The 14,028-nt window shown below is 67.8% G+C and carries 16 protein-coding genes; 8 read left to right on the top strand and 8 right to left on the bottom strand.

What is annotated here, in order from left to right; genetic code table 11:
* From ABYB95_RS06500 to ABYB95_RS06490, 3 genes are all read left to right on the top strand, one after another.
* On the top strand, positions 1-124 hold a 124-nt coding region (locus ABYB95_RS06500), incomplete at its 5' end, for a LuxR C-terminal-related transcriptional regulator (protein ID WP_372657663.1).
* Positions 125-227: 103 nt separating this feature from the next.
* On the top strand, positions 228-731 hold the full coding sequence (locus ABYB95_RS06495; RefSeq protein WP_372657662.1) for a heme-binding protein: 504 nt from the start codon (positions 228-230) through the stop codon (positions 729-731).
* A gap of 10 nt (positions 732-741) precedes the next feature.
* Complete coding sequence (locus tag ABYB95_RS06490; protein WP_372657660.1) at positions 742-1,449, top strand: ankyrin repeat domain-containing protein; 708 nt, start codon at positions 742-744, stop codon at positions 1,447-1,449.
* Between the two features lie 3 nt (positions 1,450-1,452).
* On the opposite strand, the gene ABYB95_RS06485 is transcribed toward ABYB95_RS06490, so the two are convergent.
* The 3 genes from ABYB95_RS06485 to ABYB95_RS06475 are packed head-to-tail and all read right to left on the bottom strand — an operon-like array spanning position 1,453 to position 3,967.
* Positions 1,453-2,292: a hypothetical protein gene (locus ABYB95_RS06485; protein ID WP_372657659.1), complete on the bottom strand. Its 840-nt coding sequence runs from the start codon at positions 2,290-2,292 to the stop codon at positions 1,453-1,455.
* Positions 2,289-3,197 carry a heme-dependent oxidative N-demethylase subunit alpha family protein gene (locus ABYB95_RS06480; protein WP_372657658.1) on the bottom strand — a complete coding sequence of 303 codons (909 nt, stop codon included), beginning with the start codon at positions 3,195-3,197 and terminating at the stop codon, positions 2,289-2,291. The genes ABYB95_RS06485 and ABYB95_RS06480 overlap by 4 nt, the downstream gene beginning before the upstream one ends.
* Positions 3,194-3,967 (bottom strand): sulfite exporter TauE/SafE family protein, encoded by a 774-nt coding sequence (locus ABYB95_RS06475; RefSeq protein WP_372657657.1) that lies wholly within the window; start codon positions 3,965-3,967, stop codon positions 3,194-3,196. The genes ABYB95_RS06480 and ABYB95_RS06475 overlap by 4 nt, the downstream gene beginning before the upstream one ends.
* A gap of 130 nt (positions 3,968-4,097) precedes the next feature.
* On the opposite strand from ABYB95_RS06475, the gene ABYB95_RS06470 reads away from it, so the two are divergent.
* The 3 genes from ABYB95_RS06470 to ABYB95_RS06460 all read left to right on the top strand — a co-directional run bounded on the left by ABYB95_RS06470 (position 4,098) and on the right by ABYB95_RS06460 (position 7,559).
* On the top strand, positions 4,098-5,585 hold the full coding sequence (locus ABYB95_RS06470; RefSeq protein WP_372657656.1) for a UbiA family prenyltransferase: 1,488 nt from the start codon (positions 4,098-4,100) through the stop codon (positions 5,583-5,585).
* Positions 5,582-5,941 (top strand): SMR family transporter, encoded by a 360-nt coding sequence (locus tag ABYB95_RS06465; RefSeq protein ID WP_372657655.1) that lies wholly within the window; start codon positions 5,582-5,584, stop codon positions 5,939-5,941. Before ABYB95_RS06470 ends, ABYB95_RS06465 begins: the two co-directional genes overlap by 4 nt.
* 70 nt (positions 5,942-6,011) lie before the next feature.
* Positions 6,012-7,559, top strand: a complete 1,548-nt coding sequence (locus tag ABYB95_RS06460; RefSeq protein ID WP_372657653.1) for an ArnT family glycosyltransferase — start codon at positions 6,012-6,014, stop codon at positions 7,557-7,559.
* Between the two features lie 24 nt (positions 7,560-7,583).
* Here the strand turns inward: ABYB95_RS06460 and alr are convergent, their stop codons facing one another.
* Positions 7,584-8,711: an alanine racemase gene (gene alr / locus ABYB95_RS06455; RefSeq protein WP_372657652.1), complete on the bottom strand. Its 1,128-nt coding sequence runs from the start codon at positions 8,709-8,711 to the stop codon at positions 7,584-7,586.
* A 202-nt stretch (positions 8,712-8,913) separates the two neighbouring features.
* Between alr and lplT the strand changes: the two genes are divergently transcribed.
* Positions 8,914-10,185, top strand: coding sequence for a lysophospholipid transporter LplT (gene lplT, locus ABYB95_RS06450; RefSeq protein ID WP_372657650.1), 1,272 nt, complete (start codon positions 8,914-8,916; stop codon positions 10,183-10,185).
* Positions 10,186-10,397: 212 nt separating this feature from the next.
* Here lplT and ABYB95_RS06445 read toward each other — a convergent pair whose 3' ends face one another.
* Entirely contained in the window at positions 10,398-11,543 is a 1,146-nt protein-coding gene (locus tag ABYB95_RS06445) for a hypothetical protein (protein ID WP_372657649.1), read from the bottom strand.
* A 200-nt stretch (positions 11,544-11,743) separates the two neighbouring features.
* Here ABYB95_RS06445 and ABYB95_RS06440 point away from each other — a divergent pair, with 200 nt between their 5' ends.
* A complete protein-coding gene (locus ABYB95_RS06440; RefSeq protein ID WP_372657647.1) occupies positions 11,744-12,229 on the top strand; it encodes a glutathione peroxidase in 486 nt (161 codons plus the stop codon).
* On the opposite strand, the gene ABYB95_RS06435 is transcribed toward ABYB95_RS06440, so the two are convergent.
* The 3 genes from ABYB95_RS06435 to ABYB95_RS06425 form a co-directional block, all read right to left on the bottom strand.
* A complete protein-coding gene (locus tag ABYB95_RS06435) occupies positions 12,226-12,945 on the bottom strand; it encodes a helix-turn-helix transcriptional regulator (RefSeq protein WP_372657645.1) in 720 nt (239 codons plus the stop codon). The genes ABYB95_RS06440 and ABYB95_RS06435 overlap by 4 nt on opposite strands.
* Positions 12,946-12,961: 16 nt before the next feature.
* The gene (locus ABYB95_RS06430; protein ID WP_372657644.1) at positions 12,962-13,567 is read right to left on the bottom strand and encodes a DUF6151 family protein; all 606 of its coding nucleotides are present in this window, start codon (positions 13,565-13,567) and stop codon (positions 12,962-12,964) included.
* Between the two features lie 68 nt (positions 13,568-13,635).
* Positions 13,636-14,028: EVE domain-containing protein (locus ABYB95_RS06425; protein WP_372657642.1), on the bottom strand; the 393-nt coding region annotated here is incomplete at its 5' end.

The raw sequence follows: 14,028 nt of genomic DNA, 5'->3' as shown, positions 1-14,028 counted from the left end.
GGGCCTGTCGCCCCGCACCGTGGAAACGCACCGCGCCAATGTGTTCCACAAACTGCAGACCGAGTCGCTGGCGCAGCTGATCCGCCACTACGCCACCCTGGTGCACGAAGACGGCACTGCGTAGTTCTACGGAGGGCGGCGCGTAGGCGCCCGAATGGCGCTCTCGGCCCGCGTTTTTTAAAGTTCTCCCACGGTTGATCGAACCGCATTCTTTCCCGGAGAACCCCATGAAAACCTCTTTCAAAGCCGGCGCCATCGCCCTCCTGCTGGCCTCGCCCTTGCTCGCCACCCAGGCCCAGGCGCAAGCCGTGCTCACCGAAAAAACCCTGTCGGCCGCGCTGGCCACCCAGATCGCCACCGCCACCGTGGCCGCGTGCAGCGCCAAGGGTTACAACGTCGCGGCCACCGTGGTCGACCGCTCCGGCACCGTGCGCGCCGTGGTGCGCGCCGACAACGCCGGCCCGCACACCCTGGAAGCCAGCCGGCTCAAGGCCTTCACCTCGGCCTCCGCCAGGAACACCACCCTGGCCATGATGGAAGGTTCGCAAAAGAACCCCGGTGCGGCCAACCTGGGCCAGATTCCCGGCTTTCTGCTGCTGGGCGGTGGCGTACCGGTGAAAGTGGGCAACGAGGTGGTCGGCGCCCTGGGCGTGGGCGGAGCCCCCGGCGGCCACCTGGACGAGCAGTGCGCGGTGGCGGCCCTGGAGCAATTCCAGGACCAGCTGAAATAAGGACGGCTTGATGCCCACCCCCACCACCCGCACACCGAAGTGCCTGGCCTGGGTGCTGGCCGGCCTCTTGGTGGCGGCAGCGCCTCTGGCACAAAGCCAGGTCGCCCCCAGTGCTTCGCAAGTGGCGGCGTACCGGGGCCTGCACGCCGCAGCCCACCAGGGCAACGAAAAGCGCCTGCAGCGCCCGGCCACACCGGCGGAACTGAACGCCACCGACGACCACGGCCGAACGCCCCTGCACGTGGCCGCTTTCGCCCGGCAACGCGGCGCGATCCGCGCGCTGGCGCGCGCAGGCGCGGACCTGAACCAACTGGAAAACGACCGCTACGACGCGGTGACCATTGCCGCCGTGGCCGACGACGAAGAAACGCTGCGGGTGTTGCTGGAGCTGGGCGCCAACGCCGGGCAAACCACCAGCCGCTACGACGGCACGACCTTGATCGCCGCCGCCCACCTGGGGCACGACGGCGTGGTGCGGCAATTGATCGCCGCCGGTGCGCCGCTGGACCACGTGAACAACCTGCACTGGACGGCGGTGATCGAAGCCATCGTGCTGGGCGATGGCGGCACCCGCCACCAGGCCACGCTGCGGGCCCTGATCGACGCCGGTGCCCGGCTGTCGCTCACCGACCGGCAAGGCCAGACGCCGCTGCAACTGGCCCGCGCGCGCGGCTACACGGCCATGGTGCAAATGCTGGAAAAAGCGGGGGCGCCTTAGGTCTTAGGAGCCTGCGCGCCCGCAGGCCAACAAGTCCACCACCACAGCCACCGGCACCGCCTCGGGCATTTCCGCAACACCGTCCGCCACCACCAGCAATCGCACGGCGTGGTGGCTGGTGGAGGCGTGCGCAGCCAGCACGTTCAAGCAACGTGCCAACGCGTCGTTGGGCAAGCCCTCGGCCACCAGCAGCGTGGCGCGGCGCGCGCGAAACACGGCCAGGGCTTGCAAAGCGCTGGCACCGGGCAGCAGGTGGCCGCAGTCCCAGGGGTCGGTGTCGCGGCGGCGGCGCCACCATGCCAGGTCGTCCCGCTTCACCCGCAGGCGCAAGCCCAGGCCGGCCCACCGGCTACCGGCGGCGTCCAGCTGCTCGCTGCCGTCGAGCTGGCGGCACAAGGCGGCCACCAGCGCCAGGCGATCGGCGCGATCGCCCCCGGTCAGCACCGCCACGGAAAATTTTTGCGCCACCCGCGGCGCCAACCCAGGGCGCCAGAACGGGCTGCACGCCGGGCCTGCGCCCTCCAGACTCCAGGCCCGCAGCCGCTCCCAAGCGGCTGACACGCCGGGGTGGGACAGCTCGGCCAGCCCCGGCGCGGTGCTGGGTGGTGGCCGCATCACGGCCGCGTCGTAGCGCGCGATCAACACCGGGCCCACGCGCCGCGCCATTGGCCACGCCAGCAAAAACACGAACGCGGCCAATACCAAGCCCAGCACCCAGCCCGCCCAAGCGGGTCCGCCCAAACTGGACACCAGCGCCAACAACACCAGCGTCGCCACCCCGGCCATGCCCGCCGCAAGCAAGACGGTCGCGCTGCGGGCGGCCCAGACCTGCGCGCCGCTCACGGTGCTGCTCCCGGGTTCGGGTCCAACACTGTGGCCAGCTCCGCCAGCAGGCGGGCCCGCACCCGGTCCATGCCCCGGTAGACCCACACCGCGTCGCTCATGGACGCCAGTGCGGCGTGCAGGGCCTGCGCCCGCCCGGCCTGCACCGCCAGAACCTCGGTGAGCGGACACACCATGACGCGGATGAAAAACACAGCGCTGGTCAAATCGGGCAAGGGCAAGGTGGTCTGGCGTTCGACGCGGAAGAACACCTGGTCGAGCAGACGGCCGCTGGCGCCCGGTGCGTCGGCCGCACCCACCGCGTCGTCCCAGCGCAACCGCCGCTTGTGCGGGTGTTGCGCCAGCGCCGGGTCGGGCGAGAGCAGCCACACGTGCCGCAACATGGACGCCCGGCGAAACGCCAGGTCCACAATGCCGCTGGCGCCGGCCAACAGGCGCGCGTTGTCGGCCACCGGCGCGTGGATGGCCAAAAAGTCGCGGCCGAGTTTGTCGGCCGGGTCCCAGTTGGACGGGAAACACACCGACAGGAAACGGGCACACAGACCCGTGGCGCCTGCGCCCGTACCGTCTTGCAAAACCACAAAGTCTTCTTGCATGCCCAAAGTAAGCGCTTCGGCACTGGGCACCAGCTCCTGGCCGGTTTCGCGCCCATAAGCCTCGGCCACGGCCTTCAACACGGCCGGGTCGGCGTGGCCCAGGCCAGTGCGCTCGGGCTGCTCACGCAACACCTGCTGCTTGTGCTCGGCGTAGCGCGCCGCGAGCGCATCGCGCACAAACAAGGCATGGCCACCCTGGGCCAGATGCGCCAGCCCCGGTTGCATGCGAAACGGGCTGGCCACCGTCCAGGGCAGATCACGGGCTGGCGTCAGCGGCGGCCCGCTGGGTTTGCGGTGGGATGGGGTCAAAGGCTGCGGGCGAAGAACGCCGCCGTCATCGCAAGCCCAATGGCGATCACACCCACACGCACCCAAGACGCGGGCAAGCGCTTGGACCAGCGGGCACCAAAAAAGCCCCCGGCGGTGGCAGCGGCCATCATCAACACACCGGGTTGCCAGGCGATGGCACCGGCCAACACAAAAGCCGCCACCGACAACCACGACAAGACCAGCGAGTTCGCATTTTTCAAAGCGTTGACCACGTTGAGCCGGGACTCCCCGCCCACGCTGTACAGCGCCATCAACAAGATGCCCAGACCGCCGTTGAAGTAGCCGCCATACACGGCGGTGGCCAGCAAGGCCGGTTCGTGCCACTTCGGTGGAACATGTTCTTCGCGGTCGGCGTTGGCCGCACCCCGGGTGCGACGAGCGATCCACGGCCCGGCGGCGAACAACACGGTGGCAAACAGCAGCAGCCACGGCACCAGGCCAGAAAACAGGGTGGGTGGGGTGACCAGCAACAGCAGCGCACCGGCCACGCCGCCCGCCGCCGAAATCACCAGTTCGCGCCGCAAGCGCCGGGGCGGCAAGGCGCGCAGCTCGGACTTGAAGCCCAGGGTGCTGCCGAGATAGCCGGGGCTCACCGCCAATGCGCTGGTGGCGTTGGCCACGATGGGCGGTACACCGGTGAACACCAGGGCGGGAAAGGTGAGAAAGCTGCCACCACCGGCGATGGCGTTGAGCACACCGGCGGCGAACGCGGCAGCGGCCAGCAAAAGCGAAGTGGTCCAGACGTCCATGGGTTCGGTGCGGGGAGTGGCGGGGAAAGACCGGCGGCAAGACCGGAAGAGGCGGCGCGGACCGTGGCCGCCATTATCACCAGCGCCGCCTAGAATCAGGCCAACACCGCCACCCCAACCGCAAACCCGCTTGCCCTCCACCACCACCCACACCGATCCGCCCGTCTGCCCGCTGTATGTGGATCTGGACGGCACGCTCACACCGACCGATACGCTGTACGAGTCGGTGCTGCTGTTCGTGCGGCGCAACCCGCTGAACCTGTTGCGCCTGCTGTGGTGGCTGGGTCTGGGCAAGGCCGGGTTCAAGCAGCGCCTGGCCGAAGCGGTGCGCCCGCAACCGGACCGGCTGCCCTACCACGAGGCCTTTTTGCAATACCTGCGCGCCGAGCACGTGCGCGGGCGCCCGCTGATACTGGCCAGCGCCGCCGATGCGCGCATCGTGCAAGAGGTGGCCGCGCACCTCAAGCTGTTCGACGACTGCCTGGGCACCCAGGCGGCGGGCGGTGGCCCCAACCTCAGCCGCGCCCACAAACGCGCCGCCATCGAAGCCCACGCCAGGGCCAGCGGACACACGGCCTGGGCCTACGCCGGCAACAGCCGCGACGACTTGCTGGTCTGGCCGGGCAGCGCCCAGGCCGTGGTGGTGAACGCGCCACCCGCCGTGCTGGCAGCGGTGCGCCGCGAGCACCCGCAAGCCCTGGTGTTCGAACGCCAGCGGCTGCGGCCGCGCACCGTGCTCAAAGCCATCCGCATCACGCAGTGGGCCAAAAACGCGCTGTTGTTTGTGCCGCTGCTGGCCGCGCACTCGCTGGTGCCGCAGGCCTGGATCGCCGTGGCCACGGCCTTTGTGGCCTTTGGCCTGTGCGCCTCGGCCACTTATTTGTTCAACGACTTGATGGACCTGCCCAACGACCGGGTGCACCGCCTCAAGCGCCACCGGCCTCTGGCATCGGCGGCGCTCAGCATTCCGGCCGGTGTGCTGCTGGGGGCGGGCATGCTGGCCCTGGCCCTGGTGCTGGCACTGGCGGTGTCGGCGGGCTTTACCGCGATGTTGGTGCTGTACACCGCGCTCACGCTCAACTACTCGCTCTGGCTGAAGCGCCTGCCGCTGTTCGACGTTTTGCTGCTCTCGGCCCTGTACACCTTGCGCATTGGCTCGGGAGCGGTCGCGGCCGAGGTGGAGTTGTCGAGCTGGCTGCTGGCGATTTCGATCTTTCTGTTTCTGAGCCTGGCGCTCATCAAACGCTGCGCCGAACTCGAAGAGCTGGTGGAAGAACAAGACAGCGCAGCGCCTGGCCGGGGCTACCACCCCAGCGACCTGCCGGTGCTGCGTGGCATGGGCGTGAGCAGCGGCTTTCTGGCGGTGCTGGTGCTCACCTTGTACATCGACAGCCAGAACGGCAAAGCCTTGTACGCCGAACCCTTGTGGCTGTGGGCGGCAGCGCCCGTGGCCTTGTTGTGGATCATGCGCATCTGGTTCAAAACCGCGCGGCGCGAGCTGCACGGCGAAGACCCGCTGCAGTTTGCGCTCAAAGACCCGTTCAGCTGGGCCACGGTAGCGATCATGGCCGCCCTGGGCGCCATCGCCACACGCGGCCTGCCCTTTTGGACACCATGAAACCTGTTGCTCTGGGCCTGGCCCTGGTCTGTGTGCTGCTCTCGTCGCTGGCGCAGATCGCGATGAAACGCGGCATGTCGCCGCCCGCCGGTGCCGATGTGGGCGCCACCTACCTGCACGCGCTGGGCAGCCCCATGGTGTGGCTGGGTCTGGTGCTGTACGGCGTGAGCGCGGTGCTCTGGTTGTGGGTGCTCTCGCGCCTGCACGTGAGCGTGGCCTACCCGCTGGTGAGCCTGGGTTTTGTATTCACCCTGGCGGCGGGCGTGCTGTGGCTGGGCGAGCCGTTTTCGTGGCTGCGCGTGGCGGGCTGCACCCTGATCGTGCTGGGTGTAAGCCTGCTCGCGGTAGACGCCTAAAACCAGCACCACACCGTCGGCCTGGACCCACGCCCAGCCTGCCAACCCCTTCTTCGCAACCCACCCTCCGATGCAAGCCCCCGAGTTCTCCATCCACGGCGCGCGCCGCGTGTTCTGGATCACCTTCGTCCTGACGCTGTTGCTCAAGCTGGTACTGGCAGCGAATTTTCCTTTTTCCGGCGACGAGGCCTTCTTCTACCAATGGGGCGTGTTCCCGGCCTGGGGCTATTCGGACCACCCGCCCATGGTGGGCTGGCTGCTGGCCGTGCTGCGCCAGATCAGCGAACACCCGCTGGCGCTGCGCTCCTTCACGCTGCTGCTCACCAGCTTCATCGGCCTGGGTCTGGTGGACCTGCTGATGCGCTGGCTGCCCGCCGAACGCGAGCCCGCCGCCTGGATGGCGGGTGCGGTCTACCTGGCCATGCCGTGGTCGTGGATGTTCATCCTGGTGACCACCGACACGCCGCTGATCTTTTTCATGGCGCTGTCGGCCTGGGCCTATCTGCGGGCCAGTGCCTGCCCGGGGCGCGGCATCGGCTGGTACGCCTTGGCCGGGCTGTTTGTAGGCCTGGGTTTTCTTTCCAAATACTTTGCCGCCCTGCTCGGCCTGGCCTATGCCGCGCACATCCTGGGCTGGCGGCGCGAGCGCTGGTGGGCGCTGCTGCTCATGCTGGTGCTGGCCGCGCCCTCCATCGGCATCAACCTGGGCTTCAACGCCACGCACGGCTGGGCCAATGTGATGTTCAACATCTTCAACCGCAACGAAGGCTCGCACTGGTCGTTCCAGACCTTCGCGGTCTACGCCGGCATGACGGCGTATCTGCTCACGCCCTGGCTGCTGTGGGCCGGCCTGCGTGCACGCCGACCCGACGCGGTGAACCCCCAGGTCTTGCAAGCGGTGGCGGTGTTGTGGCTGTTCCCGCTGCTGGTGTTCGCTGTGCTCAGCACCCGCCGCACCGTGGGCCTGCACTGGGTGCTGGGCTTTGTGCCCTTGTTCGTGCTGTGGGTCGGCCTGCGGGTGGACGCGCGCGCGCTGCGCCGCAGCCTGAACTGGACCCTGGTGCTCTCGCTGCCGCATCTGCTGGCGGTGGCGGCCATTGTCTGGATGCCCTTGTCGGTCTGGCAGCACACCCAGTTGTTCGACAAAGCGGTGTTCCTGCGCGAGGCCCCGGCCATCGTGCGTGCGCTGGAACAAGACCTGCCGCCCGGTACCGCCTTGATGGCGCGCAAATACAGCCCGGCGGCGATGCTGGCTTTCCACCACCACCGCTATGTGCCGGTGTTCGGCGTGGGCCGCCACCACGCGCGGCAAGACGACCAGATCATCGACTTCCGGAGCTACGACGGGCACAACCTGCGCATCTTCGACTTTGAAGCACCCGATCTCGCCGACTTCACGCCCTATTTCGAGCGCGTGAGCGTGCGGCGTTTTGAGGTGGCGGGCGTGGACTACTACGCGGTGGACGGCCAGGGCTTTCGCTTCCAACCCTACCGCGACACGGTGCTGGCCGACATTGCCCGCGAATTCCACGACGTGCCGTCCTGGCTGCCGCTGCTGGGCAGCCCGTTTTGCGAACGCTACGGCTTTGCAGACTGCTCGCCGGGCCGCAAGCCCTGAGTTCTGCGACTGCGCGGGTGCCGCTCAAGCCACCGCGAACGGCACGCGCTGTGCCACCGCGCACAGCAGCTCGTAAGAAATGGTGCCTGCCGCCGCCGCCACCTCGTCCGCCGGCAAGACCGTGCCGGTCGCGGCCCGGCCCCACAGCACCACCTCGGTGCCGATGCCCACGGCCACGCCAGCACCATCCAGCGGCGCCAGGTCGACCGTGATCATGTCCATGCTGACCCGCCCCACGACCCGGGTGCGCACGCCCGCCACCAGCACCGGCGTGCCGTTGGGTGCATGGCGCGGGTAGCCATCGGCATAGCCGCAGGCCACCACACCCACGCGCATCGGCCGGTCGGCGGTGAAGGCCGAGCCGTAGCCCACGGTGTCGCCGGCTTGCAGAGCCTGCACACCGATCAATCGGCTCGACAAGCTCATGGCCGGTTGCAAGTCCCAGCCCGCCGAGGTGTTTTGCGGGTGGTCGGGTGCGCCGCCGTAGAGCGCAATGCCTTCGCGCACCCAGTCGGCCGCCAAGGTCTGCACGCCCTGCCCTTGCAACGGGGTTTGCGCGTGGCGCAACAGGGCGGCGCTGTTGCACAGGCTGCGCTCGCCACAAAGGTCGGCGGTGGCGGCTTCAAACGCCGCCTGTTGGTGGGCGATGCCGCGCGCACCGTCGGCGTCGCTGAAGTGCGTCATGAGCGAAATCTCTTCCACCTGGGGCAGGGCGTTGAGCCGCGCCCAGGCGGCGCGGAACGCAGTGGGCGTGAAGCCGAGCCGGTTCATGCCGCTGTTGAGCTTGAGAAAAACGCGCTGCGGCGCATGGGCCTTGTGCGCCGCCAACCAGTCCAGCTGTTCGGTGCAATGCACCGTGTGCCACAAATCCAGGCGCGAACACAGCTCCAGGTCGCGCGGCTCGAACACGCCTTCCAGCAACAAAATCGGGCCGCGCCAGCCCAAGGCCCGCACCCGCTCGGCCTCGAGCAGGTCCAGCAGCGCAAAGCCGTCGGCGCCGCGCAGGGCTTCAAACACGCGTTCGATGCCGTGGCCGTAGGCGTTGGCCTTGACCACCGCCCAGACGCGGGCATCGGGAGCGCAAGCGCGGGCACGCTGCAAGTTGTGGCGCAGTGCATCCAGGTGCACGGTGGCAAGAATGGGACGGGGCATGGCGGGCAGCGACAATGGCCGTTGGAGCGGCAAACACAGGACTCAAAACCGGAACAACCGTGAAGCATGCACCACGGGCTTAAGAGGTGGCGTGCTATAACCCGGCTTCCTTGGAGACGGTTGGTCGACTTTCGCATAAAAAGCTGCCTCGGCATCGATCACCGATATTCGGTGGCTGGTTCGGGCACACAAAATCATCCCCATGAAGCGCGGCTTCTACACCATCATGACAGCGCAGTTTTTCAGCTCGCTGGCAGACAACGCGTTGTTCGTCGCCGCCATTGCGCTCCTGCGTTCGCACGGGGCGCCCGAATGGCAAAGCGCCGCGCTGGTGCCCCTGTTCGCCTTGTTCTATGTGGTGTTGGCGCCTTTTGTCGGCGCTTACGCCGACGCCAAGCCCAAGGGGCATGTGATGTTCATCAGCAACGCCATCAAGATCGGTGGTTGCCTGCTGATGCTGCTGGGCGTGCACCCGCTGCTGGCCTACACGCTGGTGGGTCTGGGCGCGGCGGCGTATTCGCCCGCCAAATACGGCATCCTCACCGAGCTGCTGCCGCCCTCGCAGCTGGTCAAGGCCAACGGCTGGATCGAGGGCCTGACCATCTCCTCCATCATCCTGGGCGTGCTGCTGGGCGGGCAGTTGATCGCGCCCTGGGCCTCGCACCGCCTGCTGGCCCTGGGCCTGCCGGGGCTGCACAGCCCCGCCGACGCGGCCATCGCCATGCTGGTGCTGGTCTATGCGGTGGCCGCCTGGTTCAACACCCGCATCCCCTTGACGGGCGTCACGCCCCGGCCCATGCCGAAGAATCCGCTCGCCCTGCTGCCCGATTTCTGGCGCTGCAACAACCGGCTCTGGCGCGACCACCTGGGCCAGATCTCGCTGGCCACCACCACCTTATTCTGGGGTGTTTCGGGCAACCTGCGCTACATCGTGCTGGCCTGGGCCGGCGTGGCGCTGGGCTACAGCACCACCGAAGCTTCTTCCCTGGTTGGCGTGGTGGCCCTGGGCACGGCCGTGGGGGCGGTGGTGGCATCCATGCGCATGCGGCTGGACCAGGCCACCCGCGTGATGCCCCTGGGCATTGCCATGGGCGTGCTGGTGATTCTGATGAACTTCATCGACAACGTCTGGGTGGCCGCACCCTTTCTGGTGCTGCTGGGCGGCCTGGGTGGTTTTCTGGTGGTGCCCATGAACGCCTTGCTGCAACACCGTGGCCACAACCTCATGGGCGCGGGCCGCTCGATCGCGGTGCAAAACTTCAACGAACAAGCCTGCATCTTGTTGCTCGGCGCGCTCTACAGCCTGTCCACCAGCATGGGCTTGTCGGCCTTTCTGGCCATCACCGCGTTTGGCCTGGTGGTCTCCAGCATGATGTGGCTGATCGGTCTGTGGCACCGCAGCAACCTGCGCAAACACCCGCACGAGCTGGAGCGCCTGATGGAGATCGCCCGGCGCGACGACTTGCACGGGTGAGGGTGGCCCACCCCGCGCCGGGCTTGCAGAGCCCGTCACCCCCTCATGGGGGCAACGCTGGCAGACCGGCCAAGCCGGATCTGCGGCGTTCCGGACCGACTCCCCCTCCGGCGCACGTGTCTTATTCGAGAAACACCGTGGAACCGGCTTGGCCGGGCCACAGGTGTTGCCCCCTTGAGGGGGTGACGCCGCAGGCGGCGCGGGGGTGTTCTCTAGAACCCCACGTTGGTGGCTTCGAACCCGTCCAGGTTCACCAGCCGGTGCTTCTCCAGCACCTTGTACAACTCGGCTTCACCCACCGAACGGGTCAGGTAGGCGTCGCTGCCGGCCAGGCTGGCCTTGATCCGGTCCATGCTGCCAGCGGCGGCGGCGAACATCACCACCACCGGCGATTGGCCATTGAGCAAGCGGCCCTGCTTGGCGTTGCGGCACACCTGGTAGGCGTCCGGCTCACCGGTGAGCCGATCGATCACCACCAAGCGGTACACGTGGGCCTTGAGCATGGCCACCGCCTGCTTGGAATCGCGCGACCAGTCGATGTTGAGCCCATAGCGTTTGAAACGTTTGTGCAGGATGCGGCCCTCCACCAGACTTTCCGCCACCAGCAACATGTCCCCGTGCGGCAGCTCGGGCACGTCCGCGCTGCTGCGGGTCTGACCCAAGCGCGAGCGCTGCGCCCTGGGGCCAGCGGCGGGCGGTGTGGACGGCGGCATGGGCAGTTCGTCCAGGCCACCAAAATCGGTCACACCCATGACGCCAACCCGCGCCTGCTGGCGTGAACTGGACTGCGGCGGCGGTGCGCTGCGCTCGGCCAGCTCTGCGGCAGCGGCAGCAGCTGGCCTGTGGTCTTCCATCGGCCGGGTGGGCGGGAATTCGGTATCCCCAGACTTGCGCCGCCCGCCGCCCTTGGGCTTCAGCAGCGGCAAATGCTGGCTGTTGAACGGCTCGGTGGCCGCAAAGCCGCGATCGGCGCCTTGGCGCGCGGCCACCGGCGGGGCGTAGGGGTCTTCGCGCGAGGCGGGAGCCGAGGGCACGCTGGCCTGCGCGCCGCCCATGCCCACCAAGGCGTCCAACGCCGCCAACACGCCCACCAGCCGCACCGGCTTGCGCTGCAAAGGCCAGCCGGTGCCGGCGTCGGAGTTGCCCACCAGCAAGACGCGGCCGGGCAATTCCGCATAACGCACCAAATGCACGGCCTGCATGTTGTCGGCGTTGACGATCAGCAGCTGGGCGTCCAGCACTTCGTCCTGCACCAAGTAACTGGGCGGACGGCGGGCGGCGAGGCGAAAAAACGACTCGAAGGTGGTCGCCTCCTGCTGGGCAAAGCCCACCAATGCCATGGTGTATGAATTGGCCATTTCTTTATTGTCCTGTTCGAAGCCTGTCGCCGTACCCGGCACGCATAACGCATTCAATCACTGGATGCGGTTCTTGTGCACAATGCATGCGCACACTGACGCTACGGTGACACCGGCTGTGACGCATTGCCCGCCGGATCGTCGGCCACGCCACGAACCCGACGACAAGCCCATCTCTCTCACCCTTGCGGAGTCACAACATGTCCAGCGTATACGATTTTGAAGCCCTTTCCATCGATGGCCTGCCGGTGTCGCTCGACCAATTTCGCGGCAAAGCCCTGTTGATTGTCAACACCGCCAGCGCCTGCGGCTTCACGCCCCAGTTCGGTGGCCTGGAAAAACTGCACCAAACTTATGGTGCCCGTGGTCTGGTGGTGCTGGGTTTTCCCTGCAACCAGTTTGGCAGCCAGGACGCGGGCACCAACGCAGAAATAGCGGTGTTTTGCGAGCGCAATTTCGGCGTGACTTTCCCCATGATGGAAAAAATCGAGGTCAACGGGGATGGCGCCCACCCCTTGTACCGCTGGCTCAGCGCCGAAGCACCCGGTTTGCTGGGCAGCAAAGCCATCAAGTGGAACTTCACCAAGTTCCTGGTGGGCAAAGATGGCCAGGTGCTCAAGCGCTACGCGCCGCAGGACGCGCCGGAAAAGCTGTCCGGCGACATCGAGGCCGCACTGGCCGCCTAAGCGTCCGAAGCCGGTGCCGCGCAGAGACCGGCCTGGCGCTCCGCTTCCACGTGGCGCAGCAAGTCCTGCAAGGTGCGCCCGGGCTCGTCGGCAAAACGGGTGTCCAGCACCTGCAGCTGGTCGATGCGATCGACCCGAAAACTTCTGAAATCGCGCCGGGTCTCGCACCAGGCGCCCAGGGTCCAGACGCGGCCCCAGTAAAAGCAGCCCAGTGGCCGCAGCACGCGCTGGCTGCGTTGCTCGCTCGCATCGCGGTAGCGCACCTCCAGTTTGCACCGGGCCTGTGCCGCCTCGCGCAGCGTCTGCAGGCGTTGCGCCACCGCCGCATCCAGGCCCACGGGCGGCACCACCAGCGCCATGCCCTGGACCTGGGAGCGCAGGCTGGCGGGCAAGACCGAAACCACACGCGAAAAGGCGTCGCCCGCGGCGCGCGCCATGGCCGGGTCCAGCCACTGTTGGGCCATGCGGGTGGCGGCGGCCAGGGCCATGGCTTCTTCCTGCGTGAACATCAGGGGCGGCAACTCAAAACCCCGGCCCATGCGGTAGCCCACGCCCGCCTCGCCCTCGATCGGTACGCCCTGCTGCTGCAGATCCGCCACGTCGCGGTACACCGTGCGCAAAGACACCTCCAGGCGCTGCGCCAGCCAGGCGGCGGTGGACAGGCGCCGGCCGCGGATCAGTTGGACCAGGGTGAAGAGGCGGTCGGCGCGGCGCATACAACGGGCAAACGCCTCAAGCCACCGGCGCCAGCCGCAGCCGCCGACGTTCTTCGTCCGAGACGGTGACAGGCACGGCCACCGGCGTGTTCGCCGCGCTGAAAAAAGGCGTGCGCTTGTAGCGCCCCGACAGGCGGCTGCCAATGAGCGCGCTCACCGCGCGGAACATCAGCCCCGCCATGCCGCGCTCCTGGGGTTTGGGTTCGCCCAGCGCGCTGGCCGTGCTCACCCAGGCCCGCACCGGCCCGAAGTCGGGCTCCAGGGGCGCCGAAGCCAGACAGCTGTGCACCAGCCCCACAAAGGGCACGCCCCGGCTGCTCATGGTGTTGCCCAGCGGTGTGCGGCAACAGGCCGCGTACCAGCGCAACATGCCTTTCTCCGACAAGCGCATCACCGCCAGGTGTTCCTGGCCCTGGCTGAAGCGGACCCGATCGGGCGCGGTCTGCACAATTTCGGTGCCGCCTTGGGCGTCCAGCACCCGGTCGGGCTGTCCCAGAAACCGGGCAAAGGCCTGGCAATCGCGGCAATAGCAGATCAGCCGGTTGCCGCTGCCGATCAAGGCAACGCTGCCCTGCAGCGCACCGCATCGGCATGCCAGGGGATGGGTAGAAGGCGTGTGCAAGATATCTCCAGCCAAAAAATGGGGACCGCCGCCACGTCGGGCGCACGGTCCGGGTGCAAAACGGCCTGTCAGATGTTATCCAGCGCCAGGGCTGCGCTGTCAACCCGCATGGCCCGGGCGATGAGCCGCATATCGGCAGGTGGAATCTGAAACAGGCCAAAGCGAAACGGGTAACCCCAGCGTTCGCGGTTTTCCACAAACTGCAAACGGTCCAGCAGCGGTGTGATGGGCGCGGCCTGCGCCGACACATAGGCCACATCGCGGCGGAAGGGCACAAAGCCCCCGCCCATGTCCACCGGGTATGGCTCACCAGGGGCCACCCGCCCCAGGCTGACAAAACTCTGCAGCCGGTCTTTGCCGCCCATGGTCTGGGCCGGTGCGTAGTAAACCACCCAGTCGCCCGAACACACGCGGGCCAGGGGCGCGCGCTTGCCATGGCAGACCTGCATGAAGCCCGTGGG

It is taken from the genome of Hydrogenophaga sp., from assembly GCF_041633695.1.
Classification (GTDB): Bacteria; Pseudomonadota; Gammaproteobacteria; order Burkholderiales; family Burkholderiaceae_C; genus Hydrogenophaga.
This window is presented reverse-complemented; position numbering and strand designations above follow the sequence as displayed.

Excerpts from the sequence above, each read along its gene's own strand:
- ABYB95_RS06495 (WP_372657662.1), top strand. The coding sequence starts at position 228 with ATGAAAACCTCTTTCAAAGCCGGCGCCATCGCCCTCCTGCTGGCCTCG.
- ABYB95_RS06490 (WP_372657660.1), top strand. The coding sequence starts at position 742 with ATGCCCACCCCCACCACCCGCACACCGAAGTGCCTGGCCTGGGTGCTG.
- lplT (WP_372657650.1), top strand. The coding sequence starts at position 8,914 with ATGAAGCGCGGCTTCTACACCATCATGACAGCGCAGTTTTTCAGCTCG.
- ABYB95_RS06445 (WP_372657649.1), bottom strand. The coding sequence starts at position 11,543 with ATGGCCAATTCATACACCATGGCATTGGTGGGCTTTGCCCAGCAGGAG.
- alr (WP_372657652.1), bottom strand. The coding sequence starts at position 8,711 with ATGCCCCGTCCCATTCTTGCCACCGTGCACCTGGATGCACTGCGCCAC.
- ABYB95_RS06440 (WP_372657647.1), top strand. The coding sequence starts at position 11,744 with ATGTCCAGCGTATACGATTTTGAAGCCCTTTCCATCGATGGCCTGCCG.
- ABYB95_RS06460 (WP_372657653.1), top strand. The coding sequence starts at position 6,012 with ATGCAAGCCCCCGAGTTCTCCATCCACGGCGCGCGCCGCGTGTTCTGG.
- ABYB95_RS06435 (WP_372657645.1), bottom strand. The coding sequence starts at position 12,945 with ATGCGCCGCGCCGACCGCCTCTTCACCCTGGTCCAACTGATCCGCGGC.
- ABYB95_RS06475 (WP_372657657.1), bottom strand. The coding sequence starts at position 3,967 with ATGGACGTCTGGACCACTTCGCTTTTGCTGGCCGCTGCCGCGTTCGCC.
- ABYB95_RS06465 (WP_372657655.1), top strand. The coding sequence starts at position 5,582 with ATGAAACCTGTTGCTCTGGGCCTGGCCCTGGTCTGTGTGCTGCTCTCG.